We start from the raw sequence: 17874 nt of genomic DNA on the forward strand, positions 1-17874 counted from the left end.
CGGGCAGGTACTAAACTCGGGTGTATATGAGCACTTCAGAATCTGATCAGGATGCCGCCGTGACGTCTGACGAGACGAGTTCGTCCCCTCCCGTCCACGCAGGTGAGTCTTCTTCGACAGCGGATGACGACATCACTTTTGCCGATCTCGGAATAGACGAGCGGGTCCTGAAGGCCCTGCGCGACGTCGGATACGAGAGCCCGTCGCCCATCCAGGCGGCCACCATCCCGCCGTTGATGGCGGGGAACGACGTCGTCGGCCTCGCGCAGACCGGAACGGGTAAGACCGCCGCGTTCGCGGTGCCGATCCTGTCTCGTCTCGATGTCTCGCGTCGGACGCCGCAGGCCTTGGTGCTGGCACCGACCCGCGAGCTCGCGTTGCAGGTGGCCGAGGCGTTCGGGAAGTACGCCACCCACATTCCGGGTCTGCACATTCTGCCCATCTACGGCGGTCAGGCGTACGGGATCCAGTTGTCCGGCCTGCGCAAGGGTGCCCAGATCATCGTCGGAACCCCGGGCCGTGTGATCGACCACCTCGAGAAGGGCACACTCGACCTCTCCGGGCTCGAATACCTCGTGCTCGACGAGGCCGACGAGATGCTCAAGATGGGGTTCCAGGAGGACGTCGAGCGCATCCTCTCCGACACTCCCGAATACAAGCAGGTCGCGTTGTTCTCGGCCACGATGCCGGCCGCGATTCGCAAGATCTCGAAGCAGTATCTGCACGACCCGGTGGAGATCACCGTCAAGACCAAGACGTCGACGGCACCGAACATCACCCAGCGGTACGTGCAGGTGGCGCATCAACGCAAGCTCGAGGCGCTCACTCGAATCTTCGAGGTCGAAGAGTTCGAGGCCATGATCATGTTCGTGCGCACCAAGCAGGCCACCGAAGAGCTCGCCGAGAAGTTGCGCGCACGGGGATTCTCCGCCGCCGCGATCAACGGCGACATCGTGCAGGCACAGCGTGAGCGCACCATCGGCCAGCTCAAGAACGGCCAGATCGACATTCTGGTGGCCACCGACGTTGCGGCTCGTGGTCTCGACGTCGACCGCATCTCGCACGTCATCAACTACGACATCCCGCACGACACCGAGTCCTACGTACACCGCATCGGCCGTACCGGCCGCGCGGGTCGCGCCGGTCAGGCTCTGCTGTTCGTCGCGCCCCGGGAGCGTCACCTGCTCAAGGCCATCGAGCGCGCGACGCGGCAGCCCATCACCGAGATGCAGCTCCCCAGCGTCGACGACGTCAATGCGCAGCGCGTGACGAAGTTCAAGGACTCCATCACCGAGAGCCTCGGCAACGAGAATCTGGCGCTGTTCCGCCGTCTCATCGAGGACTACGAGCGCGAGCACGACGTGCCTTTGGTCGACATCGCAGCAGCTCTGGCCATCCAGTCGCGCGACGGCGAAGCCTTCCTGCTCAAGCCCGAGCCGCCTGCCCCGCCGCGGGCACCCCGCGAGCCTCGTGAGCCGCGGCCACCGCGGACGTTCGACGAGGATGCGGCCAGCTCGCATCACCGCAAGACCGGCCAGGAGATGGCGACGTACCGGATCAGCGTCGGTAAGCGTCATCACGTTGCTCCCGGTGCCATCGTCGGTGCCATCGCCAACGAAGGCGGTCTGCGTCGAAGCGACTTCGGGCACATCAGCATTCGCCCCGACCATTCGCTGGTCGAGTTGCCTGCCGACCTCGCCGACGAGACAGTCGAGGCGTTGCGTCGTACCCGCATCAGCGGTGTGCTGATTCAGCTGCAGCCCGATTCCGGTCCTCCCGGACGTAGCGGCGGACCGCGCGGCGGCGGAAAGTTCAAGGGCAAGCGCTAGCACCACGTGCGCGGAACTTCGTAGCCTGCTACGAAGTTCCGCGCACGACCCGCCGGCTCGAGCGTTTGATGGCTCAGGCCCCGGGTATCCGCACGTGCATGACCAACGTCACTCTGCGTGTCAACGGAACCGATCGTGAGATCGACTGCGACACTCGATCCACTCTGCTCGACGCACTTCGCGAGAACCTGGATCTCGTCGGGGCCAAGAAGGGGTGCGACCACGGTCAGTGTGGTGCCTGCACCGTCCTGGTCGACGGCCGGCGAATCAACAGTTGCCTCACGTTCGCCGTCGCGCAGGTCGGGCGCGAGATCACCACCGTCGAGGGACTGTCCGACGGCGACACTCTGCATCCCGTACAGCAGGCTTTCGTCGATCGTGACGCCTTTCAGTGCGGGTACTGCACGTCCGGGCAGATCTGCTCGGCGGTCGCGGTGATCGAGGAGGCAAAACAGGGCTGGCCCAGTGCGGTCACGGAAGACCTCGAGGCCACCGATGTCGAACTCGACTCCGGCGAAGTGCGCGAGCGAATGAGCGGCAACCTGTGCCGCTGCGGTGCGTACGCGAACATCGTTCCCGCAGTGCAGGACGCGTCATGAAAACATTCGATTATCGAACCGCCACTGCGGTCGACGACGCTCTCGAACGCCTGGCGGGGGACGAGAACGCGATGTTGCTCGGTGGCGGCACCAATCTGGTCGATCTGATGAAGCTGGGTGTGGCGGCACCATCGGCGTTGATCGATGTCACGCGATTGCCGCTGCACGACATCGACGTCGCCGACGACGGAGCGTTGCGGATCGGATCCGGGGTGTCCAACAGTGATCTCGCGGTGCATCCGGTTGTCCGCCAGCGGTATCCGGTGCTCTCGCGGGCAGTGCTGTCCGGGGCCTCGGGCCAGCTACGCAACATGGCCACCACCGGTGGAAACCTGTTCCAGCGCACCCGATGCGTCTACTTCATGGACGCATCCAAGCCGTGCAACAAGCGCGAACCCGATTCGGGTTGTCCGGCACGTAACGGCGAGCATCGAAACCTCGCCATTCTCGGTGCGTCGGAGGCCTGCGTGGCGACGCATCCGTCCGACATGGCCGTTGCGCTTTCGGCTCTCGACGCGCGCATCGTCGTTCGCGGAGTCGACGGTGAACGGAAACTCGAGATGGACGAGTTCTACCGATTGCCCGGCGATGATCCGACGCGAGACAACACTGTCGCCCGAGACGAGATCGTCACCGCCATCGAAATTCCGAAGGCTGCCGACGGCACTGTCTCGACGTATCGGAAGGTACGGGACAGGCAGTCGTACGCGTTCGCGGTCGCGTCGATCGGCGCTGTGCTCGACGTCGAGGACGGAATCGTACGTGGGGTGTCGATCGCGCTGGGCGGCGTTGCGCACCGACCGTGGCGGGCCCGAACCGCCGAACATGCATTGCTCGGAACCGCTCCCGACGAGGCGTCGTTCCGGGCTGCGATCACCGAGGAGCTGCACGCAGCAGAGCCGTTGCGAGACAACGCCTTCAAAGTTCCGCTGGTGACAAACCTGGTGACGCGCACTCTGGTGGAATTGGCAGAGCTGGGCACACACGAAGAGTTGGGAGATCGGTCATGACGGCATCGATCGGCCAGTCGATTCAGCGCACCGAGTCCGTCGACAAGGTCACCGGCCGAGCGCGCTACGCGGCCGAGCAGCCGCCGATCGCCGGCCAGGTGTACGCCTGGTACGTGCCCGCGACGGTTCCCGTCGGGACGGTCGAGAACGTCGAACTCGCTGACGGGGGCCCGTCGGTCCACGCGCTCCTGTGGCACGGCAACGCCGAGAAGTTGGGCGACGTGGAAGATGCGGAACTACATGTGCTGCAATCGAATTCCGTTGCTTACCGCGGCCAGATCGTGGCCGTCGTTCTGGCCGAAACCCTCCAGGATGCCCGCGCGGCTGCCGCCCGAGTACAGGTGCGTTACGCCGACGTTCGCTCACCCGACAACACCCTGAGCGCCGATCACAGCTCGCTGTATGCGCCCGAGTCCGTCAACGCTGGGTTCCCCACCGACGTCACGGTCGGTGATCCGGACGCTGCATTGACGACGGCCGAGCACGTCGTCGACAACTGGTACTCGACGGCTCCGATGCACAACAGTCCGATGGAACCGCACGCCACCACGGCGCAATGGTCCGATGGTGTGCTGACGGTCTGGGATTCGACGCAGGCACCGTCGGGCGTTCAGGGCGATCTCGCCACGGCGTTCGGGCTCGAACCCGAGAACGTTCGTGTGATCGCAGAGAACGTCGGCGGAGGCTTCGGAGCGAAAGGCAGTACACGGCCCAACGCGGTTCTCGCTGCGATGGCGGCGCGAGCAACCGGCAAGACCGTCAAGCTGGTCCTGCCGAGGCAGGCCCTGTTCGATGTGGTCGGATACCGCACCCCGACCCTCAATCACGTTCGGCTCGGTGCAGATTCGGGTGGCAGGCTGCAGGCCATCGCTCACGATTCCTTTCAGCAGACCAGCACGATCTTCGAGTTCTGCGAGCAGACGTCGGAATCGACCCGGCACATCTATGCCTCGCCCAACCGCGCCACAACGCATCGCCTCGCGTCGCTGGATGTCGGCACCCCGCGCTGGATGCGAGCCCCGGGTGAGGCACCCGGCATGTTTGCCGTCGAGACGGCGATCGACGAATTGGCAACGGCCACCGGAATCGATCCGATCGAGCTCCGGATCCGCAACGAACCCGACGTCGATCCCGCGAGTGGGAATCCGTTCAGCTCCCGCAGTGTGGTGCAGTGCCTGCGCGAGGGTGCCGAGAAGTTCGGCTGGGATCGTCGAGACTCCACGCCGGGCCGACGCCGAGAAGGCAACACTCTGCTCGGAATGGGCGTCGCCACAGCGAGTTACCCGGTGCTGATCTCGCCGAGTACCGCGGCGGCTCGCGTCGAGCAGGACGGCACGATCACGGTGTCCGTCGCTGCATCCGACATCGGAACCGGTGCGCGGACCGTGCTGCGACAGATTGCCGCCGATGCGCTCGAGGTCGACGCGGATGCCGTCACACTGGAACTGGGCGACAGCGCTCTGCCCAAGGCCCCCGGTGCCGGTGGATCCTCGGGCACCTCCTCCTGGGGCTGGGCGGTCACCAAGGTCTGCACCGCGTTGCGGGACCAGGGACCGTTGCAGCCGGGTAACTCCGCCGAGGCCGATACAACCGACGACGTCGAAGCCCAGAAAGAGTTGGCGCGCATGGCGTTCGGTGCCCAGTTCGCCGAGGTGGCAGTCGACGTCGACACCGCTGAAGTACGCGTGCGCCGGATGCTGGGGGTGTTCGGCATCGGGAAGGTGATGAATCCACGACTGGCCCGGTCGCAGCTCATCGGCGGCATGACGTTCGGACTCGGAATGGCGTTGATGGAGAGCGGCGTCGTCGATCACGAATTCGGCGGCTTCGCCAACCACGACCTCGCCGAGTACCACATCCCGGCCTGTGCGGACGTCACCGATCTCGAGGCCGTGTGGATCGAGGAGGTCGACACCGAGCTCGCACCGATGGGCGGTAAGGGAATCGGTGAGATCGGTGCGGTGGGCTCGTCGGCAGCCATCGGCAATGCGGTCTACAACGCCACCGGCGTCCGAGTCCGCGACCTACCGATCACCCTGGACAAGGTGCTACCGCACCTCTAGAGCGTCGTCGCCGCATGTGATGCTCCTATGAGTGTCAAGTGGCAGTTTTCTGGGTGAGAAGTTGGAACATTTCGCGGGCGACGGCTCGTTTGAGGCAGCGGATTATGTCGCGTTTGCTCTTGCCTTCAGCGAGTCGTCGGTCGCGGTATTGCTGGGTGCGGGTGTCGTATTTGAGGCGGGCCATGACGATGACGTGCAACGCTCGGTTGGCCTGCCGGTTGCCGCCGCGGTTGAGTCGATGGCGAGTGGTTTTGCCCGAGGACGCGGGTAGGGGTGCGACACCGCAGAGGCTGGCGAATGCTGCTTCGGAGCTGACGCGGTGGGGGTTGTCACCGACGGTGATCAGCAACTGTGCTGCTGTTTCGTAGCCCACCCCGAACCGGCCGACGAGGTCTTCGGCGGCATCGTCGATGAGCACTGCGAGATTTTTGTCCAGTGCTTTGATGTCGGCGTCGAGGAGCTGGATCCGTCGCGCCACCGACCGCAGTGCAGTCTTGATCGCCGCGGTCAGTGCACCTGGAGTGACGGCGGTCGGCCGCAGTGCTGCGCATGCGTCGATCAATGCGACTGTTGTCAGACCCCGGAGCTGTTCTCGAATCGGTTCGGGCGCGTTGACGACGGCAGATTTGAGACCTGTGATCGCCTCGGCGCGAGCTTTCACCGCGGAGCGACGAGCGTTGTGCAGGAACCGAATCGCCTCGACGTCCCCGTCGTGGGTCTTCGGAATCGTGCGAGCCAGCCCGGCCGCAGCGATGCGAGCAGCACTGTAAGCATCGAGCGGATCGGACTTGCCGTGAAAGCGCCGCGAGCGGCGGTCGGTGCGGTCGACATCGACGACCTCGAGGCCCGCTGCGAGCAGGACCGTGGTCAGCGCGGAGCCGTAGCTTCCGGTGCCTTCGATTCCGACTCGGACGACGATGCCGGTCCCGATCAACCATGCCAGCAGTGCGCGGTAGCCGGCGCCGGTTGCCGGGAACTCTCGGTCGCAGATTTTGCGGCCGAGGTGGTCGATGATCGCCGCGTGGTGGGTGTCTTTGTGAGTATCGATGCCTGCAATGACGGCGAGGCTGACATCGGGTGGGTTTTCGGTCATGCTGGACACTGGTTATCCCTTCGACAGGTGACCACGCACCGGCCGGGACGGCGGACAACACAGTGACGGGACTCTTTGGTCAGGCTCCTATCAAGTCACTCCGCCCACCGGTCGCGTGTGAACGATGTCCGTCGAGGCGAAGGCCGACACATCACATGAAAGACAGCCATCGGCGTCAGAGCGGAAACGAGTCATACCTTCCACCTCGACGAACAACTCCAGTATCACTGAGTGGAAACTCGACCCCTGCTACGAAGTTCCACTCACATGCCTCGATGGATTCGTTCCGCAGGCTCCACTCACCTGCCTCGACGGATTCGTTCCGCAGGCTCCACTCACAGAAGGGGGCGCAGCCCCTCTACGCCAAGATTCGCTGTAGGAACTGTCGGGTACGGGGCTCGGTCGGGTTCGCGAGAACCTGCTCGGGTGTCCCGCGTTCGACGACGACTCCGTTCTCGAGGAACAACACCTGATCGGCCACTTGCTGGGCGAAGCGGATCTCGTGGGTGACGATCACCATCGTCCATCCTTCGGCGGCAAGGCCTTTGATTACGCCCAGTACTTCGCCGACCAGTTCGGGATCGAGCGCGGAGGTCGGCTCGTCGAACAGCATCAGCTTGGGGCGTAAGGCGAGGGCTCGGGCGATTCCGACGCGTTGCTGTTGGCCACCGGAAAGCTGGAACGGGTACTGATCGGACTTGGCGTCGAGACCGATCTGGTCGAGGATCGCGTGTGCGTCGCGAGTGGCGTCGTCCTTGGCCCGTTTCTGGACGATCACCGGTCCCTCGATGATGTTCTGCAGCACGGTCTTGTGAGGAAACAGATTGTGGCTCTGGAACACCATGCCGCTCTGCGCGCGGAAGTGGCGCAGTCGCGCGGCGTCCACGGGCTCGGCGAAGTCGACCGACACGTCGCCGATGCGGATCAGGCCGGCATCGGCTCGGTCGAGAGCATTGAGCGTTCGCAGCACTGTGGTCTTGCCGGAGCCGGACGGCCCGATGATGACGGTGACGGTGCCCGACGGCACGGTGAACGAGACGTCCTTCAATACTTCGATCGGTCCGAACGATTTCTTCAGTGCGGATACTTCCAGCAGGTCTGTCATTTCGCCACGTACCTGTCGAGTCGGACTTCGAGTTTGCCTTGGAAGAACGAGAGAATTATGCAGATCACCCAGTAGTACAGGGCGGCAACGGAGTACAGCGTGAAGAAGTCGAACGTCGGAGCCGCCGCCAGCTGCGCGACGCGCAGCAGTTCGGTCACCAGGATGGTCGATGCCAGCGAGGTGTCCTTGACCAGCGAGATCAATGTGTTCGACAGCGGCGGCACGGCGGTGCGCAGTGCCTGCGGAAGCACGATGCGCTGCAACGTGGTTCGGTATCCCATGCCGATCGTCTGCGCGGCTTCCCACTGGCCCTTGGGCACGCTCAGTATCGCAGCGCGAATGACTTCGGCCGCGTAGCCGCCGACATTGAGCGAGAACGCCACGACCGCCGCCGGAAACGGCGAGATCACGATGCCGAACTGCGGCAGGCCGTAGAAGATGATGAACAGCTGCAGCAGTAGGGGAGTGCCGCGAATGATCGAGACGTAGAACCGGGCCACTGCGGCGAGGGGCTTGATCGACGAGATCCGGGCGAGTGCCACGGCCAGCGCGATGACCAGTCCCACAACGAAACTGACGGCGGTCAGCGGGATCGTCATGGTGACCGTCGCCTTGAGCATCGGCCACAGGTTGTCGAGTACCAACTGCATCTTCGACGGCGCAGTGGTTCCTGCGTCCTCGCTCACCGGTGCCGCGGTGTCGGCGGTCGGTGCCGCGACGTCGCTGCCGAAGTACTTCTTCGAGATCTCGGCGATGGTGCCGTTGTCACGGAGGGTGTCGATGGCCGCGTCGACCTCGTCCATCAGGCCACTGTTCTTGCGGGCCACGAAGGACTGCAGCGTCGTGTCGCCCGTGTTTCCGGAGACCCGCACTCCCGTGTCGCCGGTCTGCTGCAGGTATTCCGCGATGGCGAGCGAGTCGTTGACGGTGGCGTCCACCCGGCCGTCCTTGACGAGGGCCACCGCTTGGACGAATCCCTCGACCGCCTCGACGTTCGCGCCCGCGTCGGCAGCGACCTCGGCCCAGTTGCTCGTCGACGATTGGGCGGTGGTCTTGCCGGCCAGATCGGCTGTCGAGGTGATCGTGGTGTTGTTCGCGGCGGTGAGAATCTGGCCTTCGGACACCGTGTAGGGCTTGGACAGGTCGTAGGCCGACTGCCGGGCGGGGGTGATCGACACCTGGTTCGCGATCAGGTCGAAGCGTTGCGATTGCAGGCCGGCGAAGATCGAGTCGAAGGGGGTTTGCACGAAGTCGACGCGGACGCCCAGTTCGTCGCCGACCGCGTTGATGACGTCGATGTCGTAGCCGGTGAGTTGGCCGTCCCCGCCCTGATAACTGAACGGGCTGTACGTGCCCTCGGTGCCGACGACGAGTACACCGTCGTCGCGCACTCGGTCCAGGAGGGATTGCGACGACGAACTACACCCGGACAATCCGAGTATGCCGATCAGAATCGCGACCAGAACCAGAGTGGATCTGCGCACCATCTAGGCCTGCTTTCGCTGTAATGACGAGTGGAGAAAAACCTACCCGTCGATCTCCAGTTCCGCTGACACGACGACGGTGTTGTTCATCGGCAATGCGGCCGCTCCCAGCGCAGTCCGCGCATGCGCACCGACCTCGGGTCCGAAGATCGCCAACACCAGATCGGAGAACCCGTTGACGACGGTGGTGGTCTGAGTGAAGCCGTGATCGGCGTTGACCGAGCCGGTGACGGTCAGCCACGCGCTGATTCGATCGAGATCTCCGATGGCACGGGCGAGGCTGCCCAATACCGCGAGGGCGGTGTCACGCGCGGCGTCGGTGGCGGCGTCGAGGTCGACTTCGGACGGCACCGCACCGAACGGACCGGCGAGGGTTCCGTCCGGTGCGAGCGGCGAATGACCCGAGACGAAGACGCGGTTGCCGCGCACGCGAACCCAATCGAAGGAGAACTCGAATCCGGGTGGTGCGCTCGGTTCACCGGGCAGCTCGAAGCCGAGTTCGGCGATGCGACGTTCGATCTCCATGGACGAAAATCCTGTCAGACCGCAACGCCGTTGATGGTGCGAACCGTCCATCGGGTGCCGTCGTGTTCGAGTGTGGACACACCGGCGTTGAGTATGCGGGGTGAGTGTCGTCGACGGATGGCGTCGAAGATGGCTCGTATGACGCCACCGTGGGCCACGGCGATCACCGCGGAGTCGGGGTAGCGCGAGGCGATCTCGTCGACGGCTCGCACGCCCCGGACGATCAGATTCGATCGTGGCTCGAGGCCCGGGTATCGCCCGTCCGGCCAATGCGAGTACGCGTCCCAGTCGGTGAATCCCTCGGCGTCACCGAAGTGACGCTCGGCAAGATCCGGGAATTCGGCGGTTCGGTTCAGACCGAGATGGGTCCCGATGATGTCGGCGGTTTCTGCGGCTCTGACCAGTGGCGAACTGACCAGGTGATCCCACGTACGGAACTCCAGTTCGTAGCCTGCCTCGCGGGCCTGAGCTCGTCCGGTGTCGTTGAGAGGGATGTCCGAAGAGCCCTGCAGGCGGCCGTGCAAATTCCAGTTCGTTTCACCGTGCCGAACCAGCGCCAGAAAAGTCATAGTGAGCGGAGAATATCCCAGAGTTACCAGGGAGTACGGTCGATACCGAGATAAGCGAACGAGCACGGAGGATTGTCGATGAATCTTGCCCTGACAGAAGAAGAGGCCGCGTTCCGCGACGAGATGCGGACGTTCTTCACCACGAAGATCCCCGCCGAGATTCGCGAGAAGAACGCGACGGGTCAGGAGTTGAGCAAGGACGAAGTGGTCACGACCATGCGAATCCTGAACGAGAACGGACTGGCAGTACCGCACTGGCCTGCGGAGTTCGGTGGCCGCGACTGGTCTGCGGTCCAGCGTCACATCTGGCTCGACGAAATGCAGCTGGCCTCGGTACCCGAGCCGCTGGCGTTCAACGCGTCGATGGTGGGCCCGGTCATTGCGACGTTCGGGTCGCAGGAGATCAAGGAGAAGTTCCTGCCGAAGACGGCGAACCTCGACATCTGGTGGTGTCAGGGGTTCTCCGAGCCCGAGGCCGGTTCGGATCTCGCCTCGTTGCGTACCACCGCCATTCGGGACGGTGACGACTACATCGTCAACGGCCAGAAGACGTGGACCACTCTCGGCCAGTACGCCGACTGGATCTTCGCGTTGGTACGCACCAACCCCGATGCACCGAAGAAGCAGGCCGGAATTTCGTTCCTGCTCATCGATCTGAACACCCCCGGCATCGAGATGCGTCCCATCAAGCTGGTCGACGGCAGCGTCGAGGTCAACGAGGTGTTCTTCGACAACGTCCGCGTCCCGGCCGAGAATCTCGTGGGCGAGGAGAACCAGGGCTGGAGCTACGCGAAGTTCCTGCTCGGCAACGAGCGCACCGGCGTCGCCCGCGCCGGGCACACCAAAGTTCGACTGGGACAGGCGAAGAAGCACGCGGCGCAGACGAAGGTCGGCACCGGGACGCTGCTCGAGGATCCACTGTTCGCGGCCAAGCTGGCCGAGGTGGAGAACGAACTGCTCGCCCTCGAGCTCACCCAGTTGCGGATGGTCTCGAGCTCGGACGACGGCAAGCCGAACCCGGCATCGTCGATTCTGAAGCTGCGGGGTTCCGAATTGCAGCAGACCACAACCGAATTGCTGATGGACATCGCCGGGCCGGACTCCTTGCCCTACGAGGCAGGCGAGGACATCGAGAGCGACGGTTGGGCGCAGCGGTCGGTACCGAACTACCTCAACTATCGCAAGGTCTCGATCTACGGCGGCTCGAACGAGGTTCAGCGCACCATCATCGCGTCGGCGATTCTCGGACTGTAAGGGAGCATCTGAAGACATGGATTTCGAACTCAACGAAGAGCAGAAACTGCTGCGCGACACCACCCGTGAGGTTCTCTCGCGCGCCTACGACACCGAGAAGCGCAACAAGATCGTGGCCGGTGAGCTGGGGTGGAGCACCGACGTCTGGAAGCAGCTGGCCGAGGTCGGTCTGCTGGGTCTGACGTTCAGCGAGGACGACGGCGGTATGGACGCCGGTCCCGTGGAGATCATGGCGGTCATGACGGAGGTCGGACGACGGCTCGCGCCGGAGCCCATTCTCGACGCCGTTCTGGTGCCCGGCGGGCTCATCTCCGAGCTCGGCTCAGCCGATCAGCGCAAGCGACTTCTGCCACCCGTGGCCGAGGGCTCGTCGATGTTGGCGTTCGCGCACAACGAATCCGGCAGCCGCTGGCCCAACGTCGAGGTCGCCACCACGGCGACCGAGGACGGTGGATCGTGGTCGATCAGCGGTGTCAAGAACCCGGTTCCGCACGGCGGCAGCGCTGACGTCATCGTCGTCAGTGCCGTGCTTCCCGGCGGTGGAACCGGATTGTTCGTCGTCGACGGCGACGCGACCGGGCTGACCCGCAAGTCGTACGCCACCCACGACGGGCAGCGCGCCGCGCAGATCGAATTCTCCGACGTTGCTGCAGAACCGCTGGGTTCGGCCGAGAACGCAGCCGCTGCGATCACCGGTGCCGAGGTGCGCGCACAGGCCGCACTGTGTGCCGAGGCAGTGGGAGCAATGGAGGAGGCGCTGCGGCTGACCACCGATTACCTCAAGCAGCGCAAGCAGTTCGGGGTTCCGCTGGCCAAGTTCCAGGCGCTCACCTTCCGTGCGGCGGACATGTACGTGCTACTCGAGCTGGCCCGCAGCATGAGCCTCTACGCCACGATGTCGTTGGCGGACGGCAATGTCGACACGACCATCGCCTCGCGCGCCAAGCTGCAGATCTCGCGTTCCGGTCGCAAGATCGGCCAGGAGGCAATTCAGCTGCACGGCGGAATCGGCGTCACGGCCGAATATCCCGTCGGGCACTACACCAGTCGGCTCGTGGCCATCGAGCACACTCTCGGTGGGGCCGACGAGCACCTGCGCATCCTGTCGGACAAGGTCGGCGATCACGACCTCATCGGAATCTGATCCGGTAGAAGGACACGGGCCCGGCCACCTCGTCCAGGTGGTCGGGCCCGTTCTCGTCTCTCGGACGCGTCAGCTACCCGAATCCGCCTGTACCACAAGGTCGGCCACAGCTGCGGGGTTGGAAACCAGAATCGCGTGCGAGCCCGGAACCTCGGTCACCCGGGCCCCGGCCCGCTGCGCCATGAACCGCTCGGCAGAGGTCGGGATGATCTGATCCTGCTGGGGGATCAGCGCCCACGACGGGGTGTGCGCCCAGGACGGCGGACCGCTCGGTTCGAGCAAGGCACCGGCAGCGATGGTCTTCTGGTGAGCGGCCATGCGGGCGGCCTGCTCCTCGGTGACGTCGGGGGCGAAGAACGGACGGAACAGCGCGGGCGTGATGTACGAGTCGACGTTCTTGCCGATCAGGTTGGTCGAATCGTCGACGATCGACAGCCCGATCACGGGTGGGACCAGAGCCGTCACGGGGAATCGGAACGGGTCGAGTTCGAGGGCGACGGGTTCGCCTTCGACCGGCATGAACGCCGCGACGTAGACCAGAGCCTCCACGTTGTCCGCGTGCACGTTGCTGATCACCGTGCCGCCGTAGGAATGGCCGACCAGCACCACGGGCCCGTCGATGTTCTCGACGACGTCGGTCACCGAGGCCGCATCGATCGCGGGGCCGCGCAGTGAGTTCTCGGCGGTGACGACGGGGTAGCCGCGGCCGCGTAAGTTGGCCGCGACACCGTCCCAGCTGGTGCTGTCGGCGAAGGCACCGTGCACGAGGACAACGGTCGGCAGGCCCTGCGCAGCGGCCGGAGCCACCCCGATCCCGAGCATCGTGCCCACGGTCAGTGCCGCGGCTGCGAGCAGGGAGGTCCACTTGGAAGACGTCATGTTCTCAACCTGCCACACGCCAGGAGTTTCCACGGTGTTCACCGTCCGGATTCGACCAGCTTTTTCTCAGTGAACGCTCGTATGCTTGGCTTGTGGCAGTGGCGTTCGCCCGACCGGGTGATCGTGAAACGGTAGGTCCGATCGTGAGCGAGAGTTCGATGAAGTCTCGGATGGCCGAGTACCCACGTCCCCATCACTGCTTGTTGCACATCAGCGACACGCATCTCGTCGACGGCGGCGGTCGCTTGTACGGCGGCGTGGACAGTGAGTTGCGGCTCGAACAAGTGATGACCGATGTTCGGAACTCGGGGGTGCGGCCCGATGCGTTGGTGTTCACCGGTGATCTGACGGACAAGGGCGAGGCGGGTGCCTACGAGAAGCTCCGCGCTCTGGTCGAGCCGGTGGCCGAGGAGCTCGGCGCGCAGATCGTCTGGGCGATGGGCAATCACGACGACCGCGCGACGTTCCGTCGGACCCTGCTCGACGCGGAACCGAGCGGGCAGTCCATCGATCGCGTGCACGACGTCGACGGTCTTCGCATCGTCACCTTGGATACGACGGTCCCCGGAAAGCATCACGGTGAGCTCGCCGACGAGCAATTGGCTTGGCTCGCAGACACTCTCGCAACCCCTGCCGAGTTCGGCACGATTCTGGCGATGCACCACCCGCCGGTACCGACCGTGCTCGATCTCGCAGTTCTGGTCGAGCTCATCGATCAGCCGCGCTTGGCGGACGTACTGCGCGGCAGCGACGTGCGATCGATACTCGCAGGGCATCTGCACTATTCGACGACAGCGACGTTCGCGGGCATTCCCGTCTCGGTCGCGTCGGCCACGTGCTACACCCAGGATCTCAACGTCCCCGCCGGCGGGTTACGCGGTCGCGACGGAGCCCAGGGCTACAACCTGGTTCACCTCTACGACGACACCGTCGTCCATTCGGTGGTACCGACGGGCTCGTACGACACTGTGGGAGAGGCAGTGTCGGCAGAGGAGACCGCGCGTCGGCTCGATGCAGCGGGAGTGACCATTGCCGACAGCGCCCGTCGGAAGTTGTTCAGCGACGCCTAGTTCTGGGTGCGTTCCCACGGCGCGACGATGGGGAAGTACTTGTCCAGGAACTGCGTCACGGTGCGCGTGCGCAGATCGAGGTCGACCTCCGGGAAGCTGCCGTCGTTGAGGCAGAAGAAGTCGACCGATCGCTTGGGCAGCAGCTTCTCCATCAACTCGAGACCCGCGACGGACGTGGTGTCGATGTACCGGACCTTCGCGTCCTTCTGGACCACGGCGCGTCCGCTCATCAGCGCGTAGTAGTGGTACAGCGAATTCGTGACCGAGATGTTCGTACTCGCGCGGAATGCACTGGCAGCGGTGGAGGCGAACTCGTCGGGGAACTCGTTCTCCATTTCCTGCATCACGCTGCGGCGCAACGGCGTTGCCGCATGCTCGAGGTGCCGGGTGGTTGTCATCCCGAAGCGGTCCTGCAGGATCCGACGGTTCACGCGTGCCGCGTTCTCGAAGCCGCTGCGGTCGGCGTCGCTGTAGCCCAATCCGATTCGCGTCGTCGCCTCGATGAACATGCTGATTCCGCCGGGGGAGAAGAACATCGACGGGCTGACGGGGCGACCGAAGAACATGTCGTCGTTCGAGTACAGGAAGTGCTCGGACAACCCGGGGATGTGGTGCAGCTGGCATTCGACGGCCTGCGAATTGTGCGTCGGCAGTACGGAGGTATCGACGAAGAACGCCTCGCTCGGCACGAACGTCACCTTGGGATGGTCGGCGAGCCACGCCGGCCTCGGTGAGTCGGTGGCAACGAAGATGCGCCTGATCCACGGCGCGTACAGGTGAATCGACCGCAGTGCGTACTTCAGCTCGTCGATCTGCCGGTACCGGGCGGCCGAATCGTCGCCCTCGCCGACGACGTAGTTCGCCATCCGACGAGCGCGTTGGGCCTGGAATTCCGCGGACGAACCGTCGACCCACGAGAACACGATGTCGATGTCGAAATTGATGTCCGACGCGTGGTCGGCGAACATGTTCTCGATGGTCGGCCAGGTTCGGCCGAAGCGCTCGACGGTGCCGCGGACGGCCTCGTCGGGCCGAATGTTGCGGCGCGTGAGCGAGTTCTCGATCGGCAGCACGATCTCGGACGGTGAGAACGACCACAGCTCGATCTGCACCGCGGTCGATGCGCCGTAGTAGAGCCCGCTGAACGGCTCGACACGTGGACGGTAGAGCCGCACGATGCGCGCGTTCGACGACGGCGACAAGGTGCCGTCGGCTACCAGTACCGCTTTTCCGCGGGCGTCGACGGTCTTGGAGTAGAACGGCTCGGCGCGGCAGGCATGCACCAGCGCCGTGGTCAATGCCTCGCGAGCGGCCAGTTCTATGGCGATGACGGGACGCTCGTCGTTGCCACGCACCAGTAGGTACTTGATCCGCGCGGCGTCGAGCACGGCGCGCACGAACAGCAGATCTTCGACCATCGCCTGGTGCGGGGTGGTCGAGGTGATGGTCAGTGCGTAACGGCCGTCGTGGCTGACGACGTCGGACCGTTCGCTCAAGCGCGCGGCGGCGGCGGCGGATTCTCGGGTGACGGCATCGTTGGTCTCGTGCTCCGGTGGAACGAGGTAGATATCGTGCGGGGCAGAAGACGAGGTGATGACGTTCCTTCCGGAGTGTTCGCGCTGGCCGAGGAACCCCGGTGCCGTCTCAGTCTAGTGCAGGTGCGGTGCCTTTCGGACGCGCTGCGGTAGAACCCTGCTCGCTGCGACCAGGCCCAGTGCGATACCGACGGCGTCGGCGAGTGCGTCGGCCGCCGATCCGGAGCGACCGAGCGGCAGGAGCGCCTGCAGGAACTCCGACACCACTGCGAACGCCGACACCCACAGTGCGGTGCTGACCCAGCCGACGCCGGCGAGTCGGGAGGTGTAGGCGAGAGCAGCGAACAGGATGCAATGAATGATCTTGTCGCTGTGCTGAAAGCCGGACGGCACCCCGGACGCGGGGGTGAAGAGAACGATCAGCGCGACGACGAACGTGACGGCCAGGGGAATTCGGTACGTCGACTGCGAGATCACTGCGAAGAGTTTACCGGCGCTGCAGCACCACCACTGTGTCGATTCGCTCGTCGCCGTCCGGCGTCGTCCGGGTGCGGTGTTCGGCGTGGATCACCTCGAACCCGTCGCCCGCCGCAGCGACGACCGGTTCCGGTGCGAACAGTCGGTGCTTGGCCGGATGCTGCGAGGCGTGGCTGTCGCTGGGACTGTGCCCGACGATCAGTAGACGGCCCTTCGGCGCGACCGCCGCGGCGAACCTGCGGGTGGTCAGTTCCAATTCGTTCGGCGGCACCTGCAAGAAGTGCACCGACACCAGATCGAACGCCGCGGCCGGGGGAGTCCAGTCCAGTACGTCTTCCTGACGCCAATCCACCGCGAGCGTCTGTGGCCCGAGTGCCTGCTGTGCGGCGCGAGCGCGGCCCAGGGCCACATCGGAGATGTCGACGCCGGTCACGTTCCATCCTTCGCCGGCCAGCCAGAGTGAGTCGGCACCTTCACCGCAGCCGATGTCCAGGGCGCGGCCCGGAATCAGCTCGGACGCTTCCTGTACCAACACGGCGTTGGGATTTCCGCTCCAGATGGTGGTGCGTTGGTTGTAGAGGTTGTCCCAGAACGATTCGTCGAAGGCGCCGTTCTCGAAATCGGGTTCTGGGTGGGTCGGGTCGGCGGGATGCGTGTGAGCAGGTGTGTGGTCGGCCATGGTTCGAGACTGCCCGCTGTCGTCCGTGAGCGCAAACAAATTTGCTCATTCGGCAAAAATCAGTTTTGGGTAAGGTAATCCGTCATGACCGAACCGGAACGCGAAGTACTGACGTGGGAGACCTTCGGAGACGCCTCGCGCGATCTGACGAAGAAGATCGTGGGCGACGGGTTCGTTCCGGACATCGTCATCGCGATCGCCCGCGGCGGACTCATCCCTGCCGGTGCCATCTCCTACGCCATGGGCGTCAAGGCTGCCGGCACCCTCAACGTCGAGTTCTACTCCGATATCGAAGAGACTTTGCCCGATCCTGTTGTGCTCGAACCACTTCTGGATACCGACGCGATCGTCGGCAAGAAGCTGCTCGTCGTCGACGACGTCGCCGATTCCGGCCGCACCCTGGCGCTGGTGATCGATCTACTGAAGGCGCACACGGCCGACGTGCGGTCGGCCGTGATCTACACCAAGCCCAGAACCATTGTGCAGCCGGACTACTCGTGGCGAGAGACCGACAAGTGGATCAATTTCCCGTGGTCCACATTGCCGGTCATCACCTGAA

Annotated in this window: 17 protein-coding genes; 8 read left to right on the forward strand and 9 right to left on the reverse strand. The window is 64.5% G+C overall.

Annotation, left to right across the window (positions count from 1 at the left end; translation table 11 throughout):
- Window positions 1-26: 26 nt before the first annotated feature.
- The 4 genes from VF34_RS04380 to VF34_RS04395 all read left to right on the forward strand — a co-directional run bounded on the left by VF34_RS04380 (window position 27) and on the right by VF34_RS04395 (window position 5501).
- The gene (locus VF34_RS04380; RefSeq protein WP_032364895.1) at window positions 27-1829 is read left to right on the forward strand and encodes a DEAD/DEAH box helicase; all 1803 of its coding nucleotides are present in this window, start codon (window positions 27-29) and stop codon (window positions 1827-1829) included.
- 98 nt (window positions 1830-1927) lie between these two features.
- Complete coding sequence (locus VF34_RS04385; protein ID WP_027497997.1) at window positions 1928-2428, forward strand: 2Fe-2S iron-sulfur cluster-binding protein; 501 nt, start codon at window positions 1928-1930, stop codon at window positions 2426-2428.
- Window positions 2425-3438, forward strand: coding sequence for an FAD binding domain-containing protein (locus VF34_RS04390; RefSeq protein WP_032375183.1), 1014 nt, complete (start codon window positions 2425-2427; stop codon window positions 3436-3438). The genes VF34_RS04385 and VF34_RS04390 overlap by 4 nt, the downstream gene beginning before the upstream one ends.
- On the forward strand, window positions 3435-5501 hold the full coding sequence (locus VF34_RS04395) for a xanthine dehydrogenase family protein molybdopterin-binding subunit (RefSeq protein ID WP_032375184.1): 2067 nt from the start codon (window positions 3435-3437) through the stop codon (window positions 5499-5501). Before VF34_RS04390 ends, VF34_RS04395 begins: the two co-directional genes overlap by 4 nt.
- A 34-nt stretch (window positions 5502-5535) precedes the next feature.
- On the opposite strand, the gene VF34_RS04400 is transcribed toward VF34_RS04395, so the two are convergent.
- From VF34_RS04400 to VF34_RS04425, 5 genes are all read right to left on the reverse strand, one after another.
- Window positions 5536-6594: an IS110 family RNA-guided transposase gene (locus VF34_RS04400; protein ID WP_032375837.1), complete on the reverse strand. Its 1059-nt coding sequence runs from the start codon at window positions 6592-6594 to the stop codon at window positions 5536-5538.
- A 358-nt stretch (window positions 6595-6952) separates the two neighbouring features.
- Window positions 6953-7699 carry an amino acid ABC transporter ATP-binding protein gene (locus VF34_RS04405; RefSeq protein WP_027497994.1) on the reverse strand — a complete coding sequence of 249 codons (747 nt, stop codon included), beginning with the start codon at window positions 7697-7699 and terminating at the stop codon, window positions 6953-6955.
- Window positions 7696-9186, reverse strand: coding sequence for an ABC transporter permease subunit (locus VF34_RS24505; protein ID WP_080733432.1), 1491 nt, complete (start codon window positions 9184-9186; stop codon window positions 7696-7698). The genes VF34_RS04405 and VF34_RS24505 overlap by 4 nt, the downstream gene beginning before the upstream one ends.
- Before the next feature lie 39 nt (window positions 9187-9225).
- The gene (locus VF34_RS04420; protein ID WP_032371653.1) at window positions 9226-9708 is read right to left on the reverse strand and encodes a RidA family protein; all 483 of its coding nucleotides are present in this window, start codon (window positions 9706-9708) and stop codon (window positions 9226-9228) included.
- 14 nt (window positions 9709-9722) lie between these two features.
- On the reverse strand, window positions 9723-10277 hold the full coding sequence (locus VF34_RS04425; protein ID WP_027497992.1) for a histidine phosphatase family protein: 555 nt from the start codon (window positions 10275-10277) through the stop codon (window positions 9723-9725).
- A 78-nt stretch (window positions 10278-10355) separates the two neighbouring features.
- On the opposite strand from VF34_RS04425, the gene VF34_RS04430 reads away from it, so the two are divergent.
- Both VF34_RS04430 and VF34_RS04435 read left to right on the forward strand, forming a co-directional pair.
- A complete protein-coding gene (locus VF34_RS04430; RefSeq protein ID WP_027497991.1) occupies window positions 10356-11531 on the forward strand; it encodes an acyl-CoA dehydrogenase family protein in 1176 nt (391 codons plus the stop codon).
- Between the two features lie 16 nt (window positions 11532-11547).
- On the forward strand, window positions 11548-12675 hold the full coding sequence (locus tag VF34_RS04435) for an acyl-CoA dehydrogenase family protein (protein ID WP_032375479.1): 1128 nt from the start codon (window positions 11548-11550) through the stop codon (window positions 12673-12675).
- Between the two features lie 69 nt (window positions 12676-12744).
- Here the strand turns inward: VF34_RS04435 and VF34_RS04440 are convergent, their stop codons facing one another.
- Window positions 12745-13554, reverse strand: a complete 810-nt coding sequence (locus tag VF34_RS04440) for an alpha/beta hydrolase (RefSeq protein WP_032375544.1) — start codon at window positions 13552-13554, stop codon at window positions 12745-12747.
- 158 nt (window positions 13555-13712) lie between these two features.
- On the opposite strand from VF34_RS04440, the gene VF34_RS04445 reads away from it, so the two are divergent.
- On the forward strand, window positions 13713-14624 hold the full coding sequence (locus VF34_RS04445) for a phosphodiesterase (protein WP_027497988.1): 912 nt from the start codon (window positions 13713-13715) through the stop codon (window positions 14622-14624).
- On the opposite strand, the gene VF34_RS04450 is transcribed toward VF34_RS04445, so the two are convergent.
- The 3 genes from VF34_RS04450 to VF34_RS04460 form a co-directional block, all read right to left on the reverse strand.
- Complete coding sequence (locus tag VF34_RS04450; protein WP_027497987.1) at window positions 14621-16120, reverse strand: stealth family protein; 1500 nt, start codon at window positions 16118-16120, stop codon at window positions 14621-14623. The genes VF34_RS04445 and VF34_RS04450 overlap by 4 nt on opposite strands.
- Window positions 16121-16273: 153 nt before the next feature.
- A complete protein-coding gene (locus VF34_RS04455; RefSeq protein WP_032375478.1) occupies window positions 16274-16636 on the reverse strand; it encodes a VanZ family protein in 363 nt (120 codons plus the stop codon).
- 10 nt (window positions 16637-16646) lie between these two features.
- Window positions 16647-17315: a class I SAM-dependent methyltransferase gene (locus VF34_RS04460; protein ID WP_080733431.1), complete on the reverse strand. Its 669-nt coding sequence runs from the start codon at window positions 17313-17315 to the stop codon at window positions 16647-16649.
- An 84-nt stretch (window positions 17316-17399) separates the two neighbouring features.
- On the opposite strand from VF34_RS04460, the gene VF34_RS04465 reads away from it, so the two are divergent.
- Window positions 17400-17873 carry a phosphoribosyltransferase gene (locus VF34_RS04465; protein WP_027497985.1) on the forward strand — a complete coding sequence of 158 codons (474 nt, stop codon included), beginning with the start codon at window positions 17400-17402 and terminating at the stop codon, window positions 17871-17873.
- Window position 17874: the final 1 nt, after the last annotated feature.

This window comes from Rhodococcus sp. PML026 (assembly GCF_000963615.1).
Taxonomy (GTDB): Bacteria; Actinomycetota; Actinomycetes; order Mycobacteriales; family Mycobacteriaceae; genus Rhodococcoides; species Rhodococcoides fascians.

Excerpts from the sequence above, each read along its gene's own strand:
- VF34_RS04380 (WP_032364895.1), top strand. The coding sequence starts at position 27 with ATGAGCACTTCAGAATCTGATCAGGATGCCGCCGTGACGTCTGACGAG.
- VF34_RS04385 (WP_027497997.1), top strand. The coding sequence starts at position 1,928 with ATGACCAACGTCACTCTGCGTGTCAACGGAACCGATCGTGAGATCGAC.
- VF34_RS04390 (WP_032375183.1), top strand. The coding sequence starts at position 2,425 with ATGAAAACATTCGATTATCGAACCGCCACTGCGGTCGACGACGCTCTC.
- VF34_RS04395 (WP_032375184.1), top strand. The coding sequence starts at position 3,435 with ATGACGGCATCGATCGGCCAGTCGATTCAGCGCACCGAGTCCGTCGAC.
- VF34_RS04400 (WP_032375837.1), bottom strand. The coding sequence starts at position 6,594 with ATGACCGAAAACCCACCCGATGTCAGCCTCGCCGTCATTGCAGGCATC.
- VF34_RS04405 (WP_027497994.1), bottom strand. The coding sequence starts at position 7,699 with ATGACAGACCTGCTGGAAGTATCCGCACTGAAGAAATCGTTCGGACCG.
- VF34_RS24505 (WP_080733432.1), bottom strand. The coding sequence starts at position 9,186 with ATGGTGCGCAGATCCACTCTGGTTCTGGTCGCGATTCTGATCGGCATA.
- VF34_RS04420 (WP_032371653.1), bottom strand. The coding sequence starts at position 9,708 with ATGGAGATCGAACGTCGCATCGCCGAACTCGGCTTCGAGCTGCCCGGT.
- VF34_RS04425 (WP_027497992.1), bottom strand. The coding sequence starts at position 10,277 with ATGACTTTTCTGGCGCTGGTTCGGCACGGTGAAACGAACTGGAATTTG.
- VF34_RS04430 (WP_027497991.1), top strand. The coding sequence starts at position 10,356 with ATGAATCTTGCCCTGACAGAAGAAGAGGCCGCGTTCCGCGACGAGATG.
- VF34_RS04435 (WP_032375479.1), top strand. The coding sequence starts at position 11,548 with ATGGATTTCGAACTCAACGAAGAGCAGAAACTGCTGCGCGACACCACC.
- VF34_RS04440 (WP_032375544.1), bottom strand. The coding sequence starts at position 13,554 with ATGACGTCTTCCAAGTGGACCTCCCTGCTCGCAGCCGCGGCACTGACC.
- VF34_RS04445 (WP_027497988.1), top strand. The coding sequence starts at position 13,713 with ATGAAGTCTCGGATGGCCGAGTACCCACGTCCCCATCACTGCTTGTTG.
- VF34_RS04460 (WP_080733431.1), bottom strand. The coding sequence starts at position 17,315 with ATGGCCGACCACACACCTGCTCACACGCATCCCGCCGACCCGACCCAC.
- VF34_RS04465 (WP_027497985.1), top strand. The coding sequence starts at position 17,400 with ATGACCGAACCGGAACGCGAAGTACTGACGTGGGAGACCTTCGGAGAC.